Source organism: Mycobacterium sp. ACS4054 (genome assembly GCF_001667275.1).
Classification (GTDB): domain Bacteria; phylum Actinomycetota; class Actinomycetes; order Mycobacteriales; family Mycobacteriaceae; genus Mycobacterium.
The window spans coordinates 89650-111744 of record NZ_LZHV01000064.1; the positions used below are offsets into that span (position 1 = coordinate 89650).

Genomic DNA, 22095 nt, shown 5'->3' on the forward strand with positions numbered 1-22095 from the left:
CGAGTGAAATCGATCGACGAGCTGGCCGCCGACCTGAACTTCACCACCGCGAAGACCGGCGGGCAGCGCTCGGTGACGTTCCTGCCGGACCCGCCGCGCTCGCCGCGGCGGTACACGGTGATCTCGGTCGACGATCACATCGTGGAGCCGCCCGACACGTTCACCGGCCGGCTGCCGCGCAAGTTGGCCGACCGGGCGCCCAAAGTCGTGGAGACCGACGGCGGGGGACAGACGTGGGTCTACGACGGACGGGAACTGCCCAACGTCGGATTCAACGCGGTCGTCGGCCGGCCGGTGGCCGAGTACGGCTTCGAGCCGGTCCGTTTCGACGAGATGCGCAGGGGCGCATGGGATATCCACGAGCGCGTCAGGGACATGGACCTCAACGGCATCTACGCCTCGCTCAATTTCCCGTCGTTTCTGCCGGGATTCGCCGGCCAGCGCCTGCAGCAGGTGACCAGCGACCGCGATCTGGCGCTGGCCTCGGTGCGCGCGTGGAACGACTGGCACCTCGAGGTGTGGGCGGGCTCCTACCCCGAACGCATCATTCCCTGCCAATTGCCGTGGCTGCTGGACCCCGAGCTCGGCGCGCGGATGATCTACGAGAACGCCGAGCGCGGTTTCCACGCCGTCACATTCAGCGAGAACCCCGCGATGCTGGGGTTACCGAGCATTCACTCCAAGCACTGGGACCCGATGATGGCGGCGTGCGCCGAGACGGACACGGTCGTCAACCTGCACATCGGGTCGTCGGGCTCTTCGCCGTCCACCACCGACGACGCGCCCCCGGACGTGCAGGGCGTGCTGTTCTTCGCCTACGCCATCTCGGCGGCCGTCGATTGGCTGTACTCGGGCCTGCCCAGCCGGTTCCCCAACCTGAAGATCTGCCTGTCGGAAGGCGGTATCGGGTGGGTGGCCGGGCTGCTCGATCGCCTCGACCACATGCTCAGCTATCACGCGATGTACGGCACCTGGGAAGCGCTCGGCGAAAGCCTGACTCCCGCGGAGGTTTTCACCGCAACTTCTGGTTCTGCGCGGTGGAGGACAAGTCGTCGTTCGTGCAACGCGACCGCATCGGCGTGGACAACATCATGCTGGAGGCCGACTACCCGCATTGCGACTCCACCTGGCCCCACACCCAACAGACGATCCACGAGCAGATCGGCGACCTGCCGCCCGACGTGATACGAAAGTTCAGCTGGGAGAACGCCTCTCGCCTGTATCGGCACCCGGTGCCGACAGAAGTGCAGCGTAACCCGGACGCGTTCTGATCTCCGGGGCATCGCTATCGCCGCAAGCGGCCCCCCTTGACCGACCTCCATTGCGTAAACTACGTTCAGTATGTACTAAACGTAATGGAGGATCATGTCGCCGGAAGAGTCCGAGTTCGTCGACCGCCTGGGGCTGTTCTTCGAAATGCTCGGCGCCACCCGGACCATGGGCCGGCTATACGGGTGGCTGCTGATCTGCCATCCGCCCGAGCAGTCCTTGACCCAGCTGGCCGACGCGTTGTCGGTCAGCAAGGCTTCCATCAGCACCGTCGCCCGGCAGCTCCTCGAGGGCGGCATGGTGGAGCGGTTGCCCAGCCCGGACCGTCAACACCTCTACCGGGTCACGCCGGGCGGGTTCACCAGCGTGTTGGGAACGCAGCTCTCGCTGATGCGGCTGGGCATCGAACCCGCCGAGTTCGCGCTTTCCGTGCTGGATGAGGACCGGGCCGAACAGCGGCAGCGCGTCGAGGATTTCCGCGATTTCTGCGAGTTCTGCACCGATGCCTACCGCGAGAAGCTGATGCAGATGTGGACCGAATATCGGGCGGCAAGAAGGAAACCATGACCTCGACGGAGAAGGTCGACTGCACCGGCGTGCCGTGGGGCTCGGTGGAGTGGACAAACCTCGTCACGCTGTACCTTCGCGCCCACGAAAGCCGCTCGCGCCGGCCTATTTTGGGCGACAGGGCGGCCGCGGAAGCGGTGGAGCGCATCGACTACGACTTCAAGCGAATCCATCGCAGCTCGCTGCCGGCCTCCAACCAATACCTGGTCGCGTTGCGGGCCAAGCGGCTCGACGACTGGTGCGCCGATTTCCTGCGGCGTCACCCCGACGCCGTGGTGCTGCACCTGGGCTGCGGCCTGGACGGCCGCGCGTTCCGGCTCGCCGTGCCGCCATCGGTTTCCTGGTTCGACGTCGACCAGCCGGGTGTCATCGAGCTCCGGCGCCGGCTCTACCACGACACCGAGCGCTACCGCATGATCGGCTCGTCGGTGACCGACCCGCGGTGGCTGGAGCAGACGCCGACCGGGCGCCCCACGCTGGTGATCGCCGAGGGCCTGCTGATGTATCTGGCACAGGACGAGGTTCGGCGGCTGCTGCAGCGCCTGACGGACCGATTCCAAAGTGGCGAAATGCATTTCGACACGCTGTCGGCACTGGCGCCGTTGCTGTCAAAGGCGTTCACCAGGGGCATCATCAAGTGGGGCATCCGCGACGCGCGGGCCCTTCAGGCGTGGAACCCGCGGCTGCGGCTGCTCGAGCAGACCTCGACGCTGGCCGGCTACCGGCAGATCGACTCGACGCCGGTGCGGCTGATCTATCAGGTCATGTGGGTGGCGGGCGCCCGCAACTACGACGTGCTCAATCGCTTCGAATACTCATAGGCCGGAAGCCAACCGCCGCAGAATAACCGAGGTGGGTTCCGCGGTGGCGTTCCGGTATCCGGTGCCCGCCCACAGGTGGACGTAGTCGGGCTTGCCCGCCGCGGCCGCGGCCTTGCGCAGCGGGCTGGTGAGGTAGTGGATGGCCGGATAACCCAGCGGTGCCTGCGCCTCGTGGGCGTCGATGAACGCGTTGCGCAGACCGCGAGCGGGGCGGCCGGTGAACGCGTGCGTGAGGACCGTCTCGGTGTACGCGGGATCGGTCAGCGCCGCCCGATGTGTGGCGGAAGCGCCGCTTTCGTCCGCGCGCAGCAGCACCGTTCCCACGGCGGCCGCGGCGGCACCCGCGCGGATCACCTCGGCGACCGCCGGCGGGGTGGCAAGCCCGCCGGCGGCGATCACCGGCAGCGGCACCGCCGCGACGATCCGTTCGACCAACTCGGCGATCGGCACCGGCGTCAACGGCTTCCGCGGCGACAGCGTGCTCGAGTGTCCGCCGGCCGCCGCCGCCTGCACGGCGAGCGCGTCGACCCCGGCGTCGCGCGCCTGCACCGCCTCCTCGGGCGTCGTCACCGTCTGCGCCACCACGGTGCCGGCCTTGCGCAACGCGGCGAGGACGCTGCGCGGCGGGATGCCGAAGGTGAACGACACCAGCGGTACCGGGTCGTCGAGCAGCAGCGCGACCTTCTCGTCGAACTTGTCGGTGTCCTCGATCGGGTCCGGGGGCAGGGTCAGCCCGAACTGATCGGCGTCGCGCTGGACGATCGCGGCGTACGTCCGGTAGCTCGCGGGGTCGATCGGCAGCGGGTTGGGCGCAAAGAGGTTGATACCGAACGGGATTCCTTCCGAGCGGATCTCTTTGAGCTCGGCCTCGACGGCCTCCACGGTCTTGTAGCCGGCGGCTAGCATGCCGAGACCGCCCGCGCGCGTGGCGGCCGACACCATGGCCGGGGTGGTCGGGCCGCCCGCCATCGGGGCGGCGACCAGCGGAATGGACATTTCGAACGGTGCCAGCATCTCCAGCCCTCCCGACGACACAGTGCGGGCGCGGATAGCGCCGCCCCGAGAATAACGACGACCCGACGCGGCAGCATTCCGCCCGGACTCGGCACCTGGCAGGATGCTTCAGCGTGAAGAGGCCCAACTTCCTCGTGATCGTGGCGGACGACCTCGGTTTTTCGGACATCGGCGCGTTCGGCGGCGAAATCGACACGCCCAATCTCGACCGGCTCGCGCACGCGGGCATCCGGTTCACCGATTTCCATTCCGCGCCGGCGTGTTCGCCGACCCGGGCGATGCTGATGACGGGCACGGACCACCACATCGCGGGCATCGGCACCATGCTGGAGGTCGCCGGCCCCGCCTTCCGCGGCGCGCCCGGTTACGAGGGTTACCTCAACGACCGGGTGGTGGCGTTGCCGGAACTGCTGCGCGACGCCGGATACCTGACGCTGATGTCGGGCAAGTGGCACCTGGGCGCCACCATCGAGACGTCGCCCTGGGCCCGCGGGTTCGACCGCTCGTTCGCGTTGCTGCCCGCGGGGGCCAGCCACTTCGGTGGCGGAGGGGCACGCAGCTTCTCGCCCGTGCCAACGCTTTACACCGAGGACGATCAATTCGTCACCGTCGGCGACGACTTCTACTCGTCGGACTTCTACACCGACAAGCTGTTGCAATACTTCAGCGAACGCGCACCCGACGACGACCGGCCGTTCTTCGCGTATCTGCCCTTCCAGGCCCCGCACTGGCCGCTGCAGGCGCCGGACGAATCGATCGCGAAATATCGTGGCCGCTACGACGCCGGGCCGGACGCGCTTCGCGACGAGCGACTGGCGGCGCTCAAGCGGCTGGACCTGTGCCCGCCGGATGTCGAGGCGCACCCGGTCGTTGCGGACGGCGCGCCGGAATGGGCCGACATGACCGACGAGCAGCGGGCGGTGTCGGCCCGCAGCATGGAGGTCTACGCCGGGATGGTCGACCGGATGGACTGGAACATCGGCCGGGTCATCGATTACCTGTCGGAGCGCGGCGAGCTCGACGACACCGTCGTCATCTTCCTGTCCGACAACGGCGCCGAGGGCGCCATCGTCGAGGCGATGCCGCTGCACGGTCCGCGAATCGCCGCCCAGATCGAAAAGCATTGCGACAACAGCCTGGACAACCTCGGCCGGCCCTCCTCGTTCATCTGGTACGGGCCGCGCTGGGCGCAAGCGGCCACCGCGCCGTCGCGCCTGCACAAGGCGTTCACCACCGAAGGCGGCATCCGCGTGGTCGGTTTCGTGACCTGGCCGGGGTTTGAGCGGCGCCAAGAGATCGGCACCGCGTTCAGCACCGTGATGGACATCGCCCCCACGGTGCTCGAACTGGCCGGGGCCGTTCACCCCGGCACGGTCTACCGCGGGCGCGAGGTGGCGCCCGTCCGCGGCCGCTCCCTGGTGCCCTACCTGTCCGGCGGCGCGGAGGCGGTCCACGACGCCGACACCGGCACGGGCTGGGAGTTGTTCGGCCGCCGGGCAATTCGCCAGGGGGACTGGAAGGCGCTGCACCTGCCCGCACCGTACGGTCCGGGCGACTGGCAGCTGTACGACCTCGCCTCGGATCCGGGCGAAATCCACGACCTGGCCGGCTCGCGCCCGGAGAAGCTGGCCGAGCTGTTGGCGCTCTGGGACCGTTATGTCGCGGAGACCGGTGTGATCCTCGATCCCGTCTCCGTATTCGATGTTGAATTCTGATGGCTGACAACACGACGTGCGCGATCATCGGCGGCGGCCCGGCCGGCATGGTGCTCGGGCTGCTGCTGGCCCGGGCGGGCGTGCAGGTCACGCTGATGGAAAAGCATGGCGACTTCCTGCGCGACTTCCGCGGCGACACGGTTCATCCGACCACCATGCGCCTCCTCGACGAGCTCGGCTTGTGGGAACCCTTCTCGGCCTTGCCTTTTACCGAGGTGCGCACCGCGAAGCTCGAATCCAACGGGCGATCGGTGACCTACGTCGACTTCGAACGGTTGCGCCAGCCCCATCCCTTCGTCGCGATGGTGCCGCAGTGGGACCTGCTCAACCTGCTCGCCGATGCGGCCCAGGCGGAACCGAACTTCTCGCTGCGGATGAACACCGAGGTGACCGGGCTGTTGTGGGAGGCCGGCCGGGTCGCCGGGGTGCGTTACCGGGGGCCCGACGGCGAGGGCGAATTGCGGGCGGAATTGACGGTTGCGTGCGACGGCCGCTGGTCGATCGCGCGTCAGGAGGCCGGGCTGAAGGCGCGCGAGTTCCCGGTGAAGTTCGACGTGTGGTGGTTTCGGTTGCCCCACAAGGAAGACGTGGAATACTCGTTCCTCCCTCGCCTCGGTCCGGGCAAGGGTCTTGCCGTGATCCCGCGCGAGCGCTACTTCCAGATCGCCTATTTGGGGCCCAAGGGCACCGACGCCCAGTTGCGGGCGCGCGGCATCGAAGCGTTTCGGCAGGACGTCGCGGAGTTGCTGCCCGACATGCCCGAGTCGGTGGCGGCGCTGCAATCCATGGACGACGTCAAGCATCTGGACGTGCATGTGAATCGGCTGCGCCGCTGGCACACCGACGGGTTGCTGTGCATCGGCGACGCCGCACACGCGATGTCGCCGCTCGGCGGCGTCGGCATCAACCTGGCGATCCAGGATGCGGTCGCGGCCGCGACCATCCTGGCCGAACCGCTGCGACGGCATCGCGTCGGCGATCGCGAACTCGCCGCGGTGCACCGCCGGCGCGTCCTGCCCACGGTGGTGACGCAATTGGTGCAGCAGGTGCTGCACCGCGTGTTGCTCGGGCCGTTGCTGCGCGGCGCCGACCCCACGCCGCCATCGGCATTCCTAGGCCTGATGCAACGGCTGCCGTGGCTCTCGGTCGTGCCGGCCTACTTCGTCGGTGTCGGGGTGTTACCGGAGCACGCGCCGGCGTTCGCCCGCCGCGGAAACGGCTGATCGGGGCGGGCCGAGTCTAGGCAGGTCGGAAGCCCTCGAACGCGGGCGCGGTTTGCTAGGTCGCGATCGCGGGTACTCTTCTCGGGACAATTTGGGGGTCGTGAGATCGGTCCATCCCCGCACACCGCGGACTTCCCTATGGGAAGCCACGGGACCGAGAGGAGGCCAGCAGAGTGAACGTCAAGAAATTCGCAGGTAAGACCGCGATCGTCGGCGCGTTGAGCGCGGCGGCGCTCGGGCTTGGTACGGGTATGGCGCAGGCGCACCCGGGTCCGTGGCCGCCGCCGGTTCCGCCGGGCCCGCACGTCGTGGACAACGGTCATTGGAACCCGCTGCCGCCTGGGCAGGTCAAGCAGATTTGTCCCTGGCAGTCGCCGCCCGGTCAGTGGATTGGCGGCCCGCACGGGGTTCCCTGCACGTAGTTCAACCCGGCTGACGTCCGCCTCGCCGCGCGCGGGGCGGACGTCGGCGTGTCCGGAGCTTTCTCGCGTCAACCGCGATACGGGCGTCGTCATACCTGCCACGATGGTTCCCGTGCGCGCATTCGCCTGCCCGGTCTGTCGGGGCTTCGCCCCGTTCGAATCGCTGCGCTGCCCGAACTGCTCGGCCGAACTGGGTCTGCATGTGCAGAGCCGGGCGATGGTCGCGATTCCGTCGGGCACGGCACTCATCGACGGCCAAATGTGGCTCCGGTGCACCAGATCCGCCGCGCTGGGTTGCAACTGGCTGGTGCCGGAGGAGGTGGAGGTCGGCGGGCAGCGGGGGCGATGTCTCGCCGATTCGCTGATCCGCCGCGAGCCCGAGGCGGACGACACCATCGCGGTCGAAAAGCTGGGGTCCACGGTAATTGCGTTGCGGCGCTTGGTCTATCAGCTCATTGACAACGGGCTACCCGTCGAGCCGTACTGGCGCGAACCTGGCGGTCTGGCGTTCGACCTGGTGTCCAGTTACAGCGGCGGCGAGCGCGTGTCGATTGGGCACGCCGGCGGCGTGATCACCATCGATCTCGTCGAGTCGTTGGACGCATACCGTGAATCGCTGCGGGTGCACCTCGGTGAGCCCTACCGCACGATGCTCGGTCACTTCCGCCACGAGGTCGGGCACTACTACCAGAGCATTCTCGTCGAGCGGGAGCCCGGCGCGGGGCGCTACCTCGATGAATGCCGCGAAATCTTCGGCGACGAGCGCGCCGACTACCAGAGCGAGATCGCGCGGCACTACAAATTAGGCGCGCCCGCGGACTGGAGCGGGTCCTTCATCTCCGAATACGCCACGATGCATCCCTGGGAGGATTTCGCCGAGTGCTTCGCGCACTACCTGCACATCACCGACATCGTCGACACCTCGTACGAGGCGGGACTCGTCCTGCACGCCGACAGGGTTCGCTTCTCCTTCGCACGGGACATCGTCCCGCACGCACAGCACGACGATACGTCGATTGAGGAACTCTTGGATGACTGGAAGTGGTTGTCGCTCTTCTTCAATCGGGTGAACGCAGCGATGGGCAAGAATCCGCTCTACCCGTTCGAGATCCGGCCACCGGTGGTCCGCAAACTTGCGTTCGTGCACAAACTGATCCGGGAGACCGCGCTCAGGAGTCGGTGAGGAGAGGCAGATGTGTCGCTGGGTTGGATACGTTGGCAGCCCGATCGCGCCCAGGGAGCTGCTACACGATCCACGGTGCTCGCTGATCGAGCAGAGCCGCAGGCAAGCGCCAAACATGGACATTCCCAACGGCGACGGGACGGGGCTGGGCTGGTATGAGCACCGCGCCGAACCGGCGCTGTTCCGCAGCGTCACCCCGGCGTGGGGCGACGAGAACCTCCTGGAACTGGCGACCGAGATCCGCACCCGCCTGTTTCTAGCTCATGTGCGCGCAGGAACCGGAACTCCCGTGCAACAGACCAACTGTCACCCGTTCCGTTACGGCAACTGGCTCTTCGTGCACAACGGGCATGTCGGCGGGTATTCGCGGCTGCGCCGGGAACTGCTGTTCGCCGTCGACCCGGACCTGTTCGGAAACATAGCGGGATCCACCGATTCGGAGGTGATGTTCCACCTCGCGCTGACGTTCGGCCTCACCGAGGATCCGATCACCGGGATCGCTCGCATGGCGGGCTTCGTGGAGGCGGTCGCAGACGCGGCCGGCGTCGCCGAACCCGCGCTGCAGATGACGGTCGGGGTGAGCGACGGCGCGCGCCTGTACGCGGTCCGCTACGCCAGCGGGCCGGAGGTGAACACGCTGTTCGTCAACGAGGATCAGCAGTCGGTGCGCATGCTCTACCCGCAGGACGAGGGAGCGGGCCACTTCGGCGACGACGCGCGGGTGGTCGTCTCCGAACCGTTGACCACGTTGCCGGGCGCGTGGCGCGAGGTGCCGGCCGGAACTGCACTCATCATCGGCGATGACATCGAGGAACGGCCCTTCCAACCCATCAGTCCGGCGGCTGCCTAAGCCGCTCCCGCCATTTCAGCGACCCGGGAGCCCGGACAGCAACCGCCGCGCCGCCTCGACGCACGGGCGGAGCCGATCGATCGGGCTGACCCCGGCCAACGCCAACGACCGTCGCGGCACCTCGATTTCGATCACGACGTCGGCCGGTAACGCGGAGAGGATGTCCGCCAGAGGCAGCTCGCCCTCGCCGGGAACCATCCGCTCGAACATGGCTTCCTCCATGTAGTTTTCGATGCGCGGGCGCAGCGTGGTGTCGTTGAGTTGGGCGTACCCCACCTGGGCGGGGTCGAGGGCCCCCAGATCGGCCGCGGTGGAGCCCGAGCGCACGAGGTGCATGGTGTCGATAAGCAACCGGAAGTCCGGCCTACCGACATGCCGCAGTGCGGCCAGTCCCGTCGGCAGGTCGCCGACGGTCAGGCCGGGCACCGGTTCGACGAGCGTCTGGATGTTTCGTTGCGCGGCAAGCTCGGTCAGGGCGGCGAATTGGTCGAAACTGCGCGCAAGGTCCGGGTCGAGGCTGACCACATTGATCCGCGGGACGCGCAGTTCGGCCAGTGCATCGAGATCGGTGCAGAACCCGCTCGCGTCGGCGCCGGGCAGCACGAGGAACCCGTCGCCGAGGGAGATGGTCACGCCGCGGTCATTCATCGCCGACAGCAGGGCCGTCCGCAGGCCGACGTCGTCGGTGAGCGAGAAGCGGGGATAGCCCAGCGGCACCAACGGCATTCCTTGCAGTGCGGCGGAGACATGGCGGCAGCCCAGGTCCGCTGCCAGGTCCACCAATTCGACTGGGGGAAGCCCGAACACGCTGAGCATGCCGATGCCGAGCCGGTCGGTGCTCGCCGTCATGTCAGGAGGGGCGCCCGGCCAGTTGGGCCAATTGCGCTGCGCCCTGCGCGGTTTGGGTTGTCAGCGCGATGCGCCCGGACGTCACTTGATCTTCGATGATCGGCGCCTCCAGAACGAGGTTGTCGCGGACGAAGGCCACGTGGTCCTGCAGGTGGGCGGCGGTGTATGCGGCCCACGCGGCCGCCGAGGGTGGGTCCAGGGTCAGGGTCACCTCGTAGAAATCTGCCGTCAGCGACTTTGGCGGGTCGACGTTTAGCAGCCCGAGCTGCATGGACTCCGGGCCCAGGTTGTACAGGGTGGTCCGGCCGATGTCGCAGGCGGTGAGCGCATCGGTCGGTGCCGCCGGTCGATTCGGGTCGGTGGCGGGGCATTTCTGCGGGCTGGCCGGCTGCGATTTGGTCACCGGGCGCACGGGCAGCGGCGCGATCTTCACGATCGGCGGGGGCGGTGCGCTTGTCGTGCGCGCCGTGGTGGCGGTGGTGCTCGACGTGGTGGGTGTGGCCTGGTGCCGCGCCGAGTGGCAGCCGCACACCAGCGCCGCGATCAGGCCGACGCATGCGAGCCAAGCGCCCGCATTGACATCCGTTCGGCGTTGAACCATTCGGCCATTGTTCCAGTCATCGTCCCGCAGGCGGTTACGCCGCGCATGATTGGCGCGCGGCCGGCGCGTGGGTAGGCTGCGGCGGATGGGAGCGCGCACCGGGTACCCGGCGGGGACGTTCAGCTGGGTCGATCTCGCTACCACCGACCCGGAGGCCGCCACAGCGTTCTATGGGACGCTCTTCAGCTGGACGCCGGACGAGCGGCGCATGGCGGACGGCCACGCGTACACGGTGTTGCGCCGCGAGCAGCAGGAAGTCGCCGGGCTCTATGCGCTCCCCGCGACCGACCCCGCCGGTGCGCAGCCACGCTGGAACTCGCACGTCTCGGTCGCCGACGTCGACGCGGCGGCCGCCCGCGCGCGTGCGCTGGGATGCGCGATCCTCGCTGGGCCGCTGGATTTCGGAGACCGAGGCAGGTTGGTGGTCGTGCGCGATCCGTACGGGGCCGTCATCCACCTCTGTGAGCCGGGCCGCCACTTCGGCGCGACCCGTGTGAACGAGCCCGGATGCCTGACCTGGAATGAGCTTGCCACCCCGGACGTCGACGCCGCGATCGCCTTGTACTCCGGGCTTTTCGGCTGGCGCATCGAGTTCCTTGCCGGCATGCCCGTGCCCTACTGGGTGATCCGTGTGGGAGCGCGCGACAACGGCGGATTGCGCTCGCTGCCGGCTGCCGACGCCAGCGTGCCGTCGCGCTGGCTGCCCTACTTCGTCGTGGCCGACGTCGCCGAGGCCGGCGCCACCGCCGTCGCCAACGGGGGCGCGGTTATCGAGGGGCCGACGGAGCAGCCGAAGGGTCGCTTCAGCGTCTTGCGCGACCCCCAGGGGGCGAGCTTCCTGGTCTTCGAGAGCGACAAGCTCGACCCGTGAATGGGGCGGAGCCGAACGTGATGCTGGCCGAGACGTTGGTGTTCGGCTCCGGTCCCGAATGCCCAAGCGAACTGCTCTGTCTGCCGCTGCTGCACGCACGGTATGGGCTCACGTTCAAGGAGTTTCGTGTCACCGACGCTGGAGGGCCGCGCACCGTCGACGCGCTCGAAACGGGAGCGATTCAGGTTGGCGTGCTCTTCACGACCGATCCACGCCTCCTCGCCGGCGACTTCGTATTGCTCGAGGATGACCGGCACGCCCAGCCCGCCGAGAGCGTGACGCCGATCCTGCGCGACGAGTTGCGCGTGACGTACGGCGCGCGCCTCGCCGCGACGATCGATGCCGTCAACGCCGAACTCACGACCGAGCGCCTCGCCGAGCTCAATCGCCGGGTCCTTCTCGGATCATCTCCCGCAGCGGCGGCGGCCGAATTCCTCTCCGAGCGCGGGCACGGCCGGGCGCCGCTCGTATCGCGGATAGACCGACCGGCGATCGTCCTCGGCTCGGCCAACTTCGCCGAGAGCGTGACCGTGGCCGAGCTGTATGCCCGCGCGCTGGAGGGGGCCGGCTTCCCGGTCGAGCGGCGGCTCGGAATAGGTAACCGCGACAAATACTTTCCGTTGCTCCGTGACGGCGCGGTGGGGCTCGTTCCTGAGTACGTGGGTAGTCTCCTCGCCTACCTGGACGGGGGCCGGGCCGGGATCTCCGATCCCCATCAAGCGCATGCGGTGCTCGCGGACGCGCTGCAGAAAACGGGTCTCGTTGCGCTGCAGCCGGCCCGGGCCGAGAACAAGAACGGCATCGTGGTGACCGCCGCGACCGCGGCGCGCTACGGGCTGAGGAGGGTCAGCGATCTCGGCCAGGCGATCGAGAGTGCGGACGGGAGCGGGTAGCCGGTTCGCCCGCACCTTTGCCGACACTACAAATATAGAGTAGCCTGGCGCACCAAGACCATGGACAAACGCCGTAAGCCCAATCCCGGGGAGCGCCGCCGCGACTTATGCGACGCGGCGATTCAGTTGCTGGCCGACGACGGGGCCAAGGGCTTGAGTCATCTCAAGGTCGATCGCAAGGCCGGCGTGCCCGACGGCACCACGTCGTTCTACTTTCGCACCCGCTCCGCGTTGCTGCGCGCCGTGGCCGAGCGGCTGGCCGAGCTCGACCTAGCCGACCTGAAGTCCGTCGCCGACGACTCCGACGGTCGCGGCAACAACCCCTCGCCCTCGCGGCTGTCCCAGGTGGTCATTCGATCCGGCAACGAGCCGCAGTTGTTTCGGACCAAGGCCCGCTACGAGCTCACCATGCAGGCCGCCCGCGACCCGTCGCTGGCCGCGATCCTGCAACGGGCCACCGACGAATTCACCAAGCTGCACCGCGAGATTCTGGTCCAGCTGATGCCGCACGGCGCGGACATGGACCCCGCCGTCATCGAGGACCTGAGCAACGTGACGCTGACGTTCATCAACGGCCTTCTGGTGCGCTACGCGCACGGCGACCGGGTCGTCGACAGTCCCGAGCAACTCGACGGGATCCTGTCGGCCATCGCGGCCGGCATTCTTGGAAGTTCCCACCGCGGCCGGCTGACCGGCGCGGAGGGGCAGCGCCCCGCCGGCGAGCGCCGGGCCACGGCGCTCGGATGACCGCGCCTGGATCGACGGCGAGCCACGCGGCATGGGGTCTTGCCAGACCATTCCCCGTGTGGTTCTCTACGAGAATAGAGTTAGGCCACACTACGGGCCAATTTCAGCCCAGCCCGTGCACATGTCATATAGCGATGCAATTAAGCGGAGTGTATAAATTGCCCGACCCGGATCCGGTGCTGCCAGGCGGTGGGGATGTCCGGTAATCGGCAGCCCTAGGAGGGATTTCGTGACGACGAGCACCGACAGCCACGTGCGATTCGATCCGTACGACGTCGAGCTGATTGCCGACCCGTATCCCATGTTCAAGCGCCTGCGTGACGAGGCGCCGCTGTATTACAACTCCGAATACGATTTCTACGCGCTGAGTCGATATGCGGATGTGAACAAGGCAATCATCGACCACGCCACTTACAGCTCTGCGCGGGGCGTGATCATGGAACTGATCAAGGCCAACCTCGAAATCCCTTCGGGCATGCTGATCTTCGAAGACCCGCCGATCCACGACGTGCACCGCAAGCTGCTGTCGCGCATGTTCACCCCCCGCAAGATCGCCGCGTTGGAGCCGATGATTCGCGAGTTCTGCGCGCAATCGTTGGATCCACTGGTGGGGTCGGGGCGGTTCGACTTCGTCACCGACCTGGGTGCGATCATGCCGATGAAGGTCATCAGCGCCCTCCTCGGCATCCCCGAAGAGGATCAGGAATACATCCGCGACCGCGGCAACGCTCAGTTGCGCACCGAGCCCGGTAAGCCGATGAGTGCCGCCGAACACGGCCTGTCCGTGGGCGAGCAGTTCGAGGCCTACATCGACTGGCGCGCCAACAATCCGTCCGACGACATCATGACGGAGCTGCTAAACGTCGAGTTCGTCGACGAGACCGGCACCACGCGGCGGCTGAGGCGCGAGGAGATCCTGGTGTACCTCAACGTGGTGGCGGGGGCGGGAAACGAGACGACCACGCGTCTGATCGGTTGGGCGGGCAAGGTTCTCGCCGAACATCCCGATCAGCGTCGTGAACTCGTCGAGAACCCCGCACTCATCCCGCAGGCCATCGAGGAGCTGCTGCGCTTCGAGCCGCCCGCACCGCACATGGCACGCTATGTCACCCGCGACGTCAGCATCTACGACCAGACGGTGCCGGAGGGCAGCGTCATGCTGATGCTGCTCGGGGCGGCCTGCCGGGACGAGCGGCAGTTCGGCCCCGACGCAGGCGAATTCAACATTCACCGCCCGGCCCGGCCGCACCTCACGTTCAGCGTCGGCGCCCACTTCTGCTTGGGCTCGGCGCTGGCCCGGCTGGAAGGGCGCGTCGCGCTCGAGGAAATCCTGAAGCGCTTCCCGGAGTGGGAGCCCGATTTGGCGAACGCGAAGCTCAGCCCGACGTCGTCGGTGCGGGGCTGGGAAACCCTGCCCACCGTGGTGCCCTGATGACGGGTCGCGTCCAGGGCCGGGTAGAGGGAAAAGTCGCGTTCGTCAGCGGCGCCGCCCGCGGTCAGGGCCGCAGCCACGCGGTGCGCTTGGCGCAGGAGGGCGCCGACATCATCGCGATCGATGTCTGCGGCCCGATCGAGAACCTGGCCTATCCGCATTCGACACCCGAGGACCTGGCCGAGACGGCCGACTTGGTGAAGGCCCAGAACCGGCGCATCGTCACCGCGCAGGTCGACGTCCGCGACTACGAGGCGCTGAAATCGGCGGTGGACGCGGGTGTCGAACAGCTCGGGCGCCTCGACATCATCGTCGCGAACGCCGGCGTGGGGACCGATGGCAGGAAGCTGCACAAGATCCGCGAGAACGTCTGGCAGGACATGATCGACATCAACCTGACCGGCGTTTGGCACACGGTCAAAGCGGGTGTACCGCACATCCTTTCGGGCGGCCGCGGCGGATCGATCGTGCTCACCAGCTCGGTCGGTGGGCGCAAGGCGTACCCGAACACCGGCCATTACGTCGCGGCCAAGCACGGCGTGATCGGCCTGATGCGCGCCTTCGCCGTCGAACTGGGCCAGCACATGATCCGGGTCAACTCGGTGCTGCCCACCCAGGTCAGCACCACGATGGTGATGAACGACAACACGTTCCGGCTCTTCCGTCCGGACCTGGAAAACCCTGGGCCGGAGGACTTCGCCCCCATCTCCCAGATGATGCACACGCTGCCCGTGCCCTGGGTGGAACCCGCGGACATCAGCAACGCGGTGTTGTTCTTCGCCTCTGACGAATCGCGTTATGTCACTGGCGTTTCGCTTCCCGTCGACGCGGGCAGCTTGCTCAAATAGGCGCCAATTCAAGAGGAGAAGACGATGCCCGAATACGACTACGAAGAACTGAAAAAGGAAGCCGAGCAGTACATCAAGTTCGAGAAGGACAAGAAGAACCGGATCGCCTACATCACGTTCGATCGTCCCGACGCGCAGAACGCCACCACCCTGGGCATGCGGCAGAACTATGCCGACCTGATCCACAAGTGCAACGTCGACGACGACGTGAAGGTCGTCGTGATCCGCGGCGAGGGCGAGGATTTCGGCAGCGGCGGGGACCTGCCCGAACAGCGGCCGATGCTGGAGAACCCGGGCCTGTCGCTGCTGCACGAGCTCGCGATCAACGACGACGACGTGAAGTACCCGCCCGGCGGATCGTATCGCTACCTGTCGACCGTCACCGACTTCTACGCCAAGGCCCGCGCGGGTAACCGGCCGCTGCAGGAGTTGCGCAAGATCAGCATAATCGAGGCCAAGGGCTACTGCTATGGCTGGCACTTCTACCAGGCGGGCGACGCCGACCTGGTGATCGCCAGCGACGACGCCCTGTTCGGGCACCCGGCCTTCCGTTACGTGGGCTGGGGCCCGCGGCTGTGGTGGTGGGCCGAGACGATGGGCCTGCGCAAGTTCTCCGAAATGCTGTTCACCGGGCGCCCATTCAGCGCCAAGGAGATGTACGACTGCGGCTTCGTCAACAGCGTGGTGCCGCGGGAGAAGCTGGAGGCCGAGACGGAGAAATACGCGCTGGCGTGCTCGCGCTCCCGCCCGACCGACACCGTCGCGGTCCAGAAGACCTTCCTGGAGCTCTACAAACAGCACAAGGGCGAATACTTCGGCAGCCTGCTGACCGGCATGGTCGAGGGCATGCTGCCGCTGATCACCAACGACGCGCAAGAGGTCGACCTGACCGAGGGCACCTTCGAAAAGGGCCTGAACAACGTCGTTAAGGACAACGACCTGAACTTCCCGCCGGAGTGGCGCCTGAGCCGCTCGGGACGCGCCAAGCCCTGACCGCCGTGGGAGAGCTCGCATGTCGGCGCTGACGGGTTTCCGGGTCGTCGAGCTGGCGGGATCCGTCGCGGGGGAGTACTGCGGAAAGCTGTTGGCCGACTTCGGCGCCGAGATCATCAAGGTCGAGGCGCCGGAGCGCGGCAGCCCGACGCGGGCGATGGCGCCCATCCTTGCCGACGGGCGCGACGGCAGCGCGCTGTTCGCGTACCTCAACACCAACAAGCGGTCGGTGGTGCTCGATCAGGTTTCGACGGCCGGCGTCGAGGCCCTGCACCGGCTCATCGGCACCGCGGACGCCGTCATCGACGACCGCGACGCCGACTGGTCGCAGCACCATCCCGATGTGGTGTTGTGTTCGATCACCCCGTTCGGGCGGGGCGCGGCCGCCGAGTTCGGCAATGCCAAGAGCATCAACGTCTTCCACGCCAGCGGTTGGGGATACCACACGCCCAGCCACCCGGATCCCGCCAAGCCGCCCCTGCAGGGGCCGGGCCGGTTCCTGGCCGATTACGAAGCCGGACTGGACGCCGCGCTCTGCGTCGCGGCGTCGCTCTTCGGGCGCCTGCACAGCGGCCAGGGCGAGTCCATCGACCTCTCCGTACAGGCCGTGCTGGCCTCCCGCGCCGACTGCATCCTCGGCCGATTCGTCACCGGCGAGGTGACCGCGGCGGGTCATCGCGGCGACTACGACCAGGCCGGCCCCGCAGCGTTTTTCGCGTGCGCCGACGGTTACGTCTACCTGTACATGACCAGCCGCGCCCACTGGGTGGGCCTGAAGGAACTGCTGGGCCACCCGGACTGGCTGTGCGCGTTCGAGGACGATTGGCTGGAGTTCTCCGTCACCGCGGAGAAGGTCGCGGCGTTTCAGCGCGGCTTCGCGGCGTGGGTCCGCGACCTCGCCAAGGACGAGGCGTCCGACCGGGCGCAGCGCCTGGGCGTGCCGCTCGTGCCGGTGAACGGCGCCGCGGACCTGCACGGGTCCGCGCAGTACCGCCACCGGGGGTTCTTCCAGCGGGTCAGGCACCCCGTGCTGGGCGACGCGGCGTATCCGACGGTGCCTTACAAATTCAGCGCCACCCCGGCCCGAATCACCTCCGCCGCACCGACTCTCGGCCAGCACAGCAGGCCGGTGCTGGACGGCCTCGACGCGCCGCGCCCGCGGCCGCGGGTCGCGTCCGCGCAACTCAAGCCGCCCCGGCAGCCGCGCGGCGGCCCACTGCAAGGGGTGCGGGTCGTCGAGCTCACCAAGGTGTGGGCCGGCCCCTACGCGGGCAAGCTGCTGGCCATGCTGGGCGCCGAGGTCATCAAGATCGAAACCGCGGGCAGCCCCGAGGAGATGCGCGCCTACGGCGGGACCGACATCGACCACGCGCCGTACTTCTTGAGCATCAACCCCGAAATCCTGAGCGTGGACCTGGATATCAAGTCCGCGGAGGGCATGGCCAGTCTGCGCGAGCTGATCGCCCGCAGCGATATCGTCATCAACAACCTGCGCCCGGGCGCGATGGAACGCCAATGCCTGGGGTATTCGGCGCTCACCCGGATCAAGCCGGACATCGTCTCCGTGTCGATCAAGATGTGGGGCAATGACGGACCGCTGGGCCACCAAACCGGCTACGCGCCATGCTTTGCCGCCCTGGCGGGCGTCGCCTCGCTGGTCGGCTATCCCGGTGGGCCGCCGCTCGGAACGAGCATGCGCTACGGTGATTCGACCGTCGGCGCGGCGGCCGCGTACGCGGCCGTGGTGGCGCTGCTGCATCGCGAACTCACCGGCACCGGGCAATTCGTGGACCTCTCGGCCGTGGAGACACTGTCGTCGATGATCGGCGACCGCCTCCTCGAGCAGGCGCTGACCGGGCGGCCGCTCGGCCCCGACGGCAACCATCACCCGGACATGTGCCCGCACGGCTGCTACCCCTCCGCGGGCGGCGCCTGGATAGCGGTGGCCGTGGCCGACGACGCGCAATGGCACGCGCTGTGCGGCGTGCTCGGCGACGAATCCCTGACCCGGGAACGACGCTACGCCACCACGAGCCAACGGCGTTGTCACGCCGAAAGACTCGACGTCGAGCTGGCGCAGCTCACGCGAAACCACGACGCCGAGCAACTCGCCCACCGCCTGCGCGCGGCGGGGGTTCCGGCCTGCAAGAGCGCCACCTCGGTCGACGTCATCGGCGACCAACGGCTGTGGGACCGCGAGCTGTATCGGTTCGTCAGCGATCACCGCGAGGGCCAGCGGCCGATCGTCGGGCCGCCCTGGCGCATGGCGTGGAACCCGGCCCGCGTCGGCCGGGGCGCGCCGGAGCTGGGCGAGCACACCGAGTACGTGCTACACGAGATACTGGGCGCATGACGGGGATACTTGCACGTACAGCGGCCTTGGTCACCGGGGCCAGCAGCGGCATCGGCGCGGCGACGGCCAAGGCGCTGGCCGCCGAGGGCGCGGCGGTGGCACTGCTCGCGCGGCGCGGGGACCGGCTCGCCGAGCTGACGTCCGACATCGAATCCGCCGGTGGCACAGCGCTGGCCGTGACCGCCGATGTCACCGACGCCGAACAGGTGGCGGCGGCCGTGCAGCGCACGGTCGCGGAGTTCGGCCGGCTCGACACCGTGGTCAACAACGCCGGCCTGATGCAATCCGGGCCGGCGGCCGAAGCCTCGCTGCGGGACTGGGACGCCATGGTGACGGTCAACGTGCAGGGGGTCCTGTATGTCACCCGCGCGGCGCTCCCGCACCTGATCGACGCCGCGGCCGACTCGCCGCGCGGCGTGGCCGATCTGGTCACCATCAGCTCGACCGCCGGCTGGGTCGCCCGACCCAACACCGCCGTGTACTCGCTGACCAAGTTCGGGGTGAACGCCTTCAGCGAGGGGATTCGCCAGGAGGTGCTCGGCAAGCGGGTGCGGGTCGGCGTGGTGGGCCCCGGAACGGTCGACACCGAGATCTTCAGCCACCTCGCCGAGCCGTCGCGGGAGGCGTTCGAGCGCCAGACCGCCGGCATGGTCAAGTTGCGTCCGGAGGACATCGCCGACGCGGTGCTGTTCATGATCACGCGCGATCGCCGGGTGGCCGTCAATCACATGCTGGTGCGAGCGGCCGAACAAACCTGGTAATCAATTGACTTCGCATTGGGTGGTCGGAGACCACTACCGGTTGGCGTTTCCGGCCGACCCCGCCGCGCTGAGCACCGGCGGGCCGGAGTTTCTCACCGAGGCGTTTCTCGCGTCGGGGGCGCTGCGCGACAACCGCATCACCCGCGTTGCGGCGCTTCGCGAGGTCGACGGCGGCAGCACGGGGCGCAAGGTGATGCTCTCGGTGGAATACGCCGAGCCCACCCCGGGCCTGCACACCGATTTGTTTGTCAAGTTTTCGCGCGACTTCGAGGACCCGGCGCGTGATCGCGGAAAGACACAGATGGAGCTGGAGGTTCGGTTCGCCGCGCTGTCGCGGGCGCCGGAGTTTCCGATCGCGGTCCCCGAGGTGCAGTTCGCCGACTATCATCGCCGCAGCGGCACCGGGATCCTCGTCACCGAGCGAATCCGGTTCGGCGACAACGGGATCGAACCGCAGTACCACAAGTGCCTCGATTACCAGATGCCCCGACCCGTCGAGCATTACCGCGCGCTGCTCGCCGCGCTGGCCCGGCTGGCCGGCACCCATCGGTCCGGGCGGCTGCCGCCGGAACTCACCGCACCCTTCCCGCTGGACGTGGCCGCCGCAACGGTGGGGGAGCGCGCGCCTCTGACGGCGGACAAGCTGGAACGCCGGGTGGACCAACTGGCCCAATTCGCCCAGGACCGGCCGGGGCTGCTTCCCGCCTGTTCACCGGAATTCCTCGCGCGACTGCGCGCGGATGTGCCGCGTTTGGCGCGTCACGAGCAGACGATCGCGGGCCTGCTGGCCGGTGACTCCGACTACGTCGCCCTGTGCCATTGGAACGCCAACATCGACAACGCATGGTTCTGGCGCGACGCCGACCGAGTTCTGCGCTGCGGCCTGATGGATTGGGGGTGCGTCGGCCAGCTGAACCTGGGCATGGCGATCTGGGGAGCCATGTCCGGCGCCGAAACCGAGCTGTGGGAGTTTCATCTCGACGAGCTGCTGGAGCTGTTCGTGGGCGAGTTATGTCGTTGCGGCGGGCCGAAACTCGATCCCGCGCGGTTGCGCCGGCACATGCTGCTGTATGCGGCGTCGATGGGCGTCGGGTGGCTCCTGGGCGTGCCGGCGTTGATCCGCAGGCGATTCGAGGCGATACCGGACAGTCGCAAGCATCCTCTGATCCGCGACGAGGAGAGCGTGCGGGCGCCGCTGCAGATGCTGTCGAACCTGTTGTTCCTCTGGGAGCGGCAAGATGTCGGTGAGCTTCTTGACGCCGCCCTCGCCGAACTGCCGCGTTGACCGCGCTCAGTCCCGCGTGGTCCCGCCCACCCGGCGCCGCACCCCGGCCAGCAAGTCGTCGGCAGCGCGGAACTGCAAGCGGTGCACCCGCCCGGCCTCGACGGCGAAGTCGAAGGCGACTTTGACCTCGCCGCGGTGGATCCAGGCGTAGCCCGGGCGATCCTCGACGAAGACCGGGAAGGCAGCCGCGGCAGCGCCGTTGAAGAAGTTGGCCACCTCATCGCGGCCTTCCAGGCGCGTCGGCGTGCCGAGCGCGCTCGCGGCCGCGTCGGCGGAGACCGTTACGTCGGGAGCCAACAGCTCCAGCAGGCGGGTGAAGTCGCCCTGCCGCGCCGCGGCCATGAAGGCGTCCACAATCTCCCAGTCCGCCAGGGCATCCTCGGGCGCCGGCGGACGGACCTTCGCCCGGGCCCGAGACGCCAGCTTGCGCGCCGCGACCGGCGTCGTGTCGAGCATCGAGGCGATCAACTCGAAGTCGACGCCGAAGCTGTCGTGCAGTACGAACGCCACCCGCTCGGTGGGCGTTAACCGGTCCAGCACCACCTGCAGCGCGATGCCGACCGTGTCGGCCAGCACCACGTCGTCCGCGGGATCGGGTGCCGTCGCCTCGACTTCGATCGACTCCGTCGGCACAGGCGTGCGGGCCCGCAACCGGTCGAGGCAGAGCCGCGAGGTCACGGTGGTGAGCCAGCCCGGCAGGTTGTCGATCGGTTCTTCGGTGGCATGCAAGCGGAGCCACGCCTGTTGTACGACGTCCTGTGCCGCGTCGGCGTCGCCCAGGACCCCGGCCGCGATGCGCTGCAAGCGAGGTCGCTCGGTCTCGAAGCCGTCGCGGAGCTGGTGGTCGCTCACCATGGCGGTCACACTTTCGTCGTCGGATGCGTCACCATCCTGACGCACCGGGAGGGCCCGGTGTGACCAGAGGAGGAGGACCCTTGAAGACCATGACTTGCCAGGACCTCGGTGGCCCCTGCGACCTCGTGCACCGCGGTGCGAGCGCCGACGAGATCATCAAGGCGCAAGACCGGCACCTCAAAGAGATCGTTGCGGCCGGCGATGACGCCCACGTGCCCGCGCGCGAGGACATGAAGGGCCGCTGGCGTCACCCGATTAAGTCGATGGGCTGGTACAACGACGTCAAGAAGCGATTCGCCGAGCTGCCTGACCAAAGCCCTCACTGAGCTAAGGCCCATCGTCATCGTCATCCCGAAGCAGTTTCTCGGGGTGGTGGAAGGTGTTGGTGCGGGGCCGGCCCCTGTCCAGGCGGGGCGGGGGGATCCATTCGGTGTGGCCTTGGGTGTTTTTGCGGGTGCGCCAGCCACCGGGTTTGAGCAGGCGGTGATGCGGGCCGCAGGCGAAGGTGAGGTCGTTGATGTCGGTGCGCCGGCTGCGGGCGTA

20 protein-coding genes and 2 pseudogenes are annotated in these 22095 nt (G+C 68.1%); 17 read left to right on the forward strand and 5 right to left on the reverse strand.

The window, feature by feature from the left end; translation table 11 throughout:
- Nucleotides 1-3: 3 nt before the first annotated feature.
- From A5730_RS21215 to A5730_RS21225, 3 genes and pseudogenes are all read left to right on the forward strand, one after another.
- Nucleotides 4-1271, forward strand: a pseudogene (locus tag A5730_RS21215) (amidohydrolase family protein).
- 94 nt (nucleotides 1272-1365) lie between these two features.
- Nucleotides 1366-1836 (forward strand): GbsR/MarR family transcriptional regulator, encoded by a 471-nt coding sequence (locus tag A5730_RS21220; RefSeq protein ID WP_067822960.1) that lies wholly within the window; start codon nucleotides 1366-1368, stop codon nucleotides 1834-1836.
- Nucleotides 1833-2657, forward strand: a complete 825-nt coding sequence (locus A5730_RS21225; protein WP_067904879.1) for a class I SAM-dependent methyltransferase — start codon at nucleotides 1833-1835, stop codon at nucleotides 2655-2657. The genes A5730_RS21220 and A5730_RS21225 overlap by 4 nt, the downstream gene beginning before the upstream one ends.
- Here the strand turns inward: A5730_RS21225 and A5730_RS21230 are convergent.
- Nucleotides 2652-3671 (reverse strand): nitronate monooxygenase family protein, encoded by a 1020-nt coding sequence (locus tag A5730_RS21230; RefSeq protein WP_067904882.1) that lies wholly within the window; start codon nucleotides 3669-3671, stop codon nucleotides 2652-2654. The genes A5730_RS21225 and A5730_RS21230 overlap by 6 nt on opposite strands.
- Before the next feature lie 113 nt (nucleotides 3672-3784).
- Between A5730_RS21230 and A5730_RS24495 the strand changes: the two genes are divergently transcribed.
- The 4 genes from A5730_RS24495 (at nucleotide 3785) to A5730_RS21245 (ending at nucleotide 9064) form a co-directional block, all read left to right on the forward strand.
- Complete coding sequence (locus A5730_RS24495) at nucleotides 3785-5386, forward strand: arylsulfatase (protein WP_197506307.1); 1602 nt, start codon at nucleotides 3785-3787, stop codon at nucleotides 5384-5386.
- Nucleotides 5386-6609 (forward strand): FAD-dependent oxidoreductase, encoded by a 1224-nt coding sequence (locus A5730_RS21235; RefSeq protein ID WP_082946933.1) that lies wholly within the window; start codon nucleotides 5386-5388, stop codon nucleotides 6607-6609. Before A5730_RS24495 ends, A5730_RS21235 begins: the two co-directional genes overlap by 1 nt.
- A gap of 534 nt (nucleotides 6610-7143) precedes the next feature.
- Nucleotides 7144-8214, forward strand: a complete 1071-nt coding sequence (locus A5730_RS21240) for a putative zinc-binding metallopeptidase (RefSeq protein ID WP_067904953.1) — start codon at nucleotides 7144-7146, stop codon at nucleotides 8212-8214.
- A 115-nt stretch (nucleotides 8215-8329) separates the two neighbouring features.
- Entirely contained in the window at nucleotides 8330-9064 is a 735-nt protein-coding gene (locus tag A5730_RS21245; RefSeq protein WP_231994741.1) for a class II glutamine amidotransferase, read from the forward strand.
- A 15-nt stretch (nucleotides 9065-9079) separates the two neighbouring features.
- Here A5730_RS21245 and A5730_RS21250 read toward each other — a convergent pair whose 3' ends face one another.
- Together A5730_RS21250 and A5730_RS21255 are read right to left on the reverse strand one after the other, a co-directional pair.
- The gene (locus A5730_RS21250; protein WP_067904888.1) at nucleotides 9080-9913 is read right to left on the reverse strand and encodes a sugar phosphate isomerase/epimerase; all 834 of its coding nucleotides are present in this window, start codon (nucleotides 9911-9913) and stop codon (nucleotides 9080-9082) included.
- A gap of 1 nt (nucleotide 9914) precedes the next feature.
- Nucleotides 9915-10514 carry a preprotein translocase subunit SecD gene (locus tag A5730_RS21255; protein WP_067904890.1) on the reverse strand — a complete coding sequence of 200 codons (600 nt, stop codon included), beginning with the start codon at nucleotides 10512-10514 and terminating at the stop codon, nucleotides 9915-9917.
- 85 nt (nucleotides 10515-10599) lie between these two features.
- On the opposite strand from A5730_RS21255, the gene A5730_RS21260 reads away from it, so the two are divergent.
- The 9 genes from A5730_RS21260 (at nucleotide 10600) to A5730_RS21300 (ending at nucleotide 20697) form a co-directional block, all read left to right on the forward strand.
- Nucleotides 10600-11385, forward strand: coding sequence for a VOC family protein (locus A5730_RS21260; protein ID WP_067904894.1), 786 nt, complete (start codon nucleotides 10600-10602; stop codon nucleotides 11383-11385).
- On the forward strand, nucleotides 11382-12278 hold the full coding sequence (locus tag A5730_RS21265; protein ID WP_231994742.1) for a glycine betaine ABC transporter substrate-binding protein: 897 nt from the start codon (nucleotides 11382-11384) through the stop codon (nucleotides 12276-12278). The genes A5730_RS21260 and A5730_RS21265 overlap by 4 nt, the downstream gene beginning before the upstream one ends.
- Before the next feature lie 60 nt (nucleotides 12279-12338).
- A complete protein-coding gene (locus tag A5730_RS21270; protein WP_067904897.1) occupies nucleotides 12339-13025 on the forward strand; it encodes a TetR/AcrR family transcriptional regulator in 687 nt (228 codons plus the stop codon).
- Between the two features lie 229 nt (nucleotides 13026-13254).
- On the forward strand, nucleotides 13255-14457 hold the full coding sequence (locus A5730_RS21275) for a cytochrome P450 (protein ID WP_067904900.1): 1203 nt from the start codon (nucleotides 13255-13257) through the stop codon (nucleotides 14455-14457).
- A complete protein-coding gene (locus A5730_RS21280; RefSeq protein ID WP_067904903.1) occupies nucleotides 14457-15305 on the forward strand; it encodes a mycofactocin-coupled SDR family oxidoreductase in 849 nt (282 codons plus the stop codon). The genes A5730_RS21275 and A5730_RS21280 overlap by 1 nt, the downstream gene beginning before the upstream one ends.
- Before the next feature lie 24 nt (nucleotides 15306-15329).
- Nucleotides 15330-16298 (forward strand): enoyl-CoA hydratase/isomerase family protein, encoded by a 969-nt coding sequence (locus tag A5730_RS21285; protein WP_067904905.1) that lies wholly within the window; start codon nucleotides 15330-15332, stop codon nucleotides 16296-16298.
- 19 nt (nucleotides 16299-16317) lie between these two features.
- Nucleotides 16318-18651 (forward strand): CaiB/BaiF CoA-transferase family protein, encoded by a 2334-nt coding sequence (locus A5730_RS21290; protein WP_067904907.1) that lies wholly within the window; start codon nucleotides 16318-16320, stop codon nucleotides 18649-18651.
- Nucleotides 18648-19412: an SDR family NAD(P)-dependent oxidoreductase gene (locus tag A5730_RS21295; protein WP_067904910.1), complete on the forward strand. Its 765-nt coding sequence runs from the start codon at nucleotides 18648-18650 to the stop codon at nucleotides 19410-19412. The genes A5730_RS21290 and A5730_RS21295 overlap by 4 nt, the downstream gene beginning before the upstream one ends.
- A gap of 19 nt (nucleotides 19413-19431) precedes the next feature.
- Nucleotides 19432-20697, forward strand: a complete 1266-nt coding sequence (locus tag A5730_RS21300; protein ID WP_082946934.1) for a hypothetical protein — start codon at nucleotides 19432-19434, stop codon at nucleotides 20695-20697.
- 6 nt (nucleotides 20698-20703) lie between these two features.
- On the opposite strand, the gene A5730_RS21305 is transcribed toward A5730_RS21300, so the two are convergent.
- Nucleotides 20704-21552: a sigma factor gene (locus tag A5730_RS21305; protein WP_067904958.1), complete on the reverse strand. Its 849-nt coding sequence runs from the start codon at nucleotides 21550-21552 to the stop codon at nucleotides 20704-20706.
- A gap of 89 nt (nucleotides 21553-21641) precedes the next feature.
- Between A5730_RS21305 and A5730_RS21310 the strand changes: the two genes are divergently transcribed.
- Nucleotides 21642-21878, forward strand: coding sequence for a hypothetical protein (locus A5730_RS21310; RefSeq protein WP_231994750.1), 237 nt, complete (start codon nucleotides 21642-21644; stop codon nucleotides 21876-21878).
- A 1-nt stretch (nucleotide 21879) separates the two neighbouring features.
- Here the strand turns inward: A5730_RS21310 and A5730_RS25015 are convergent.
- A pseudogene (locus A5730_RS25015) lies at nucleotides 21880-22095 on the reverse strand (hypothetical protein); the annotation flags it as partial.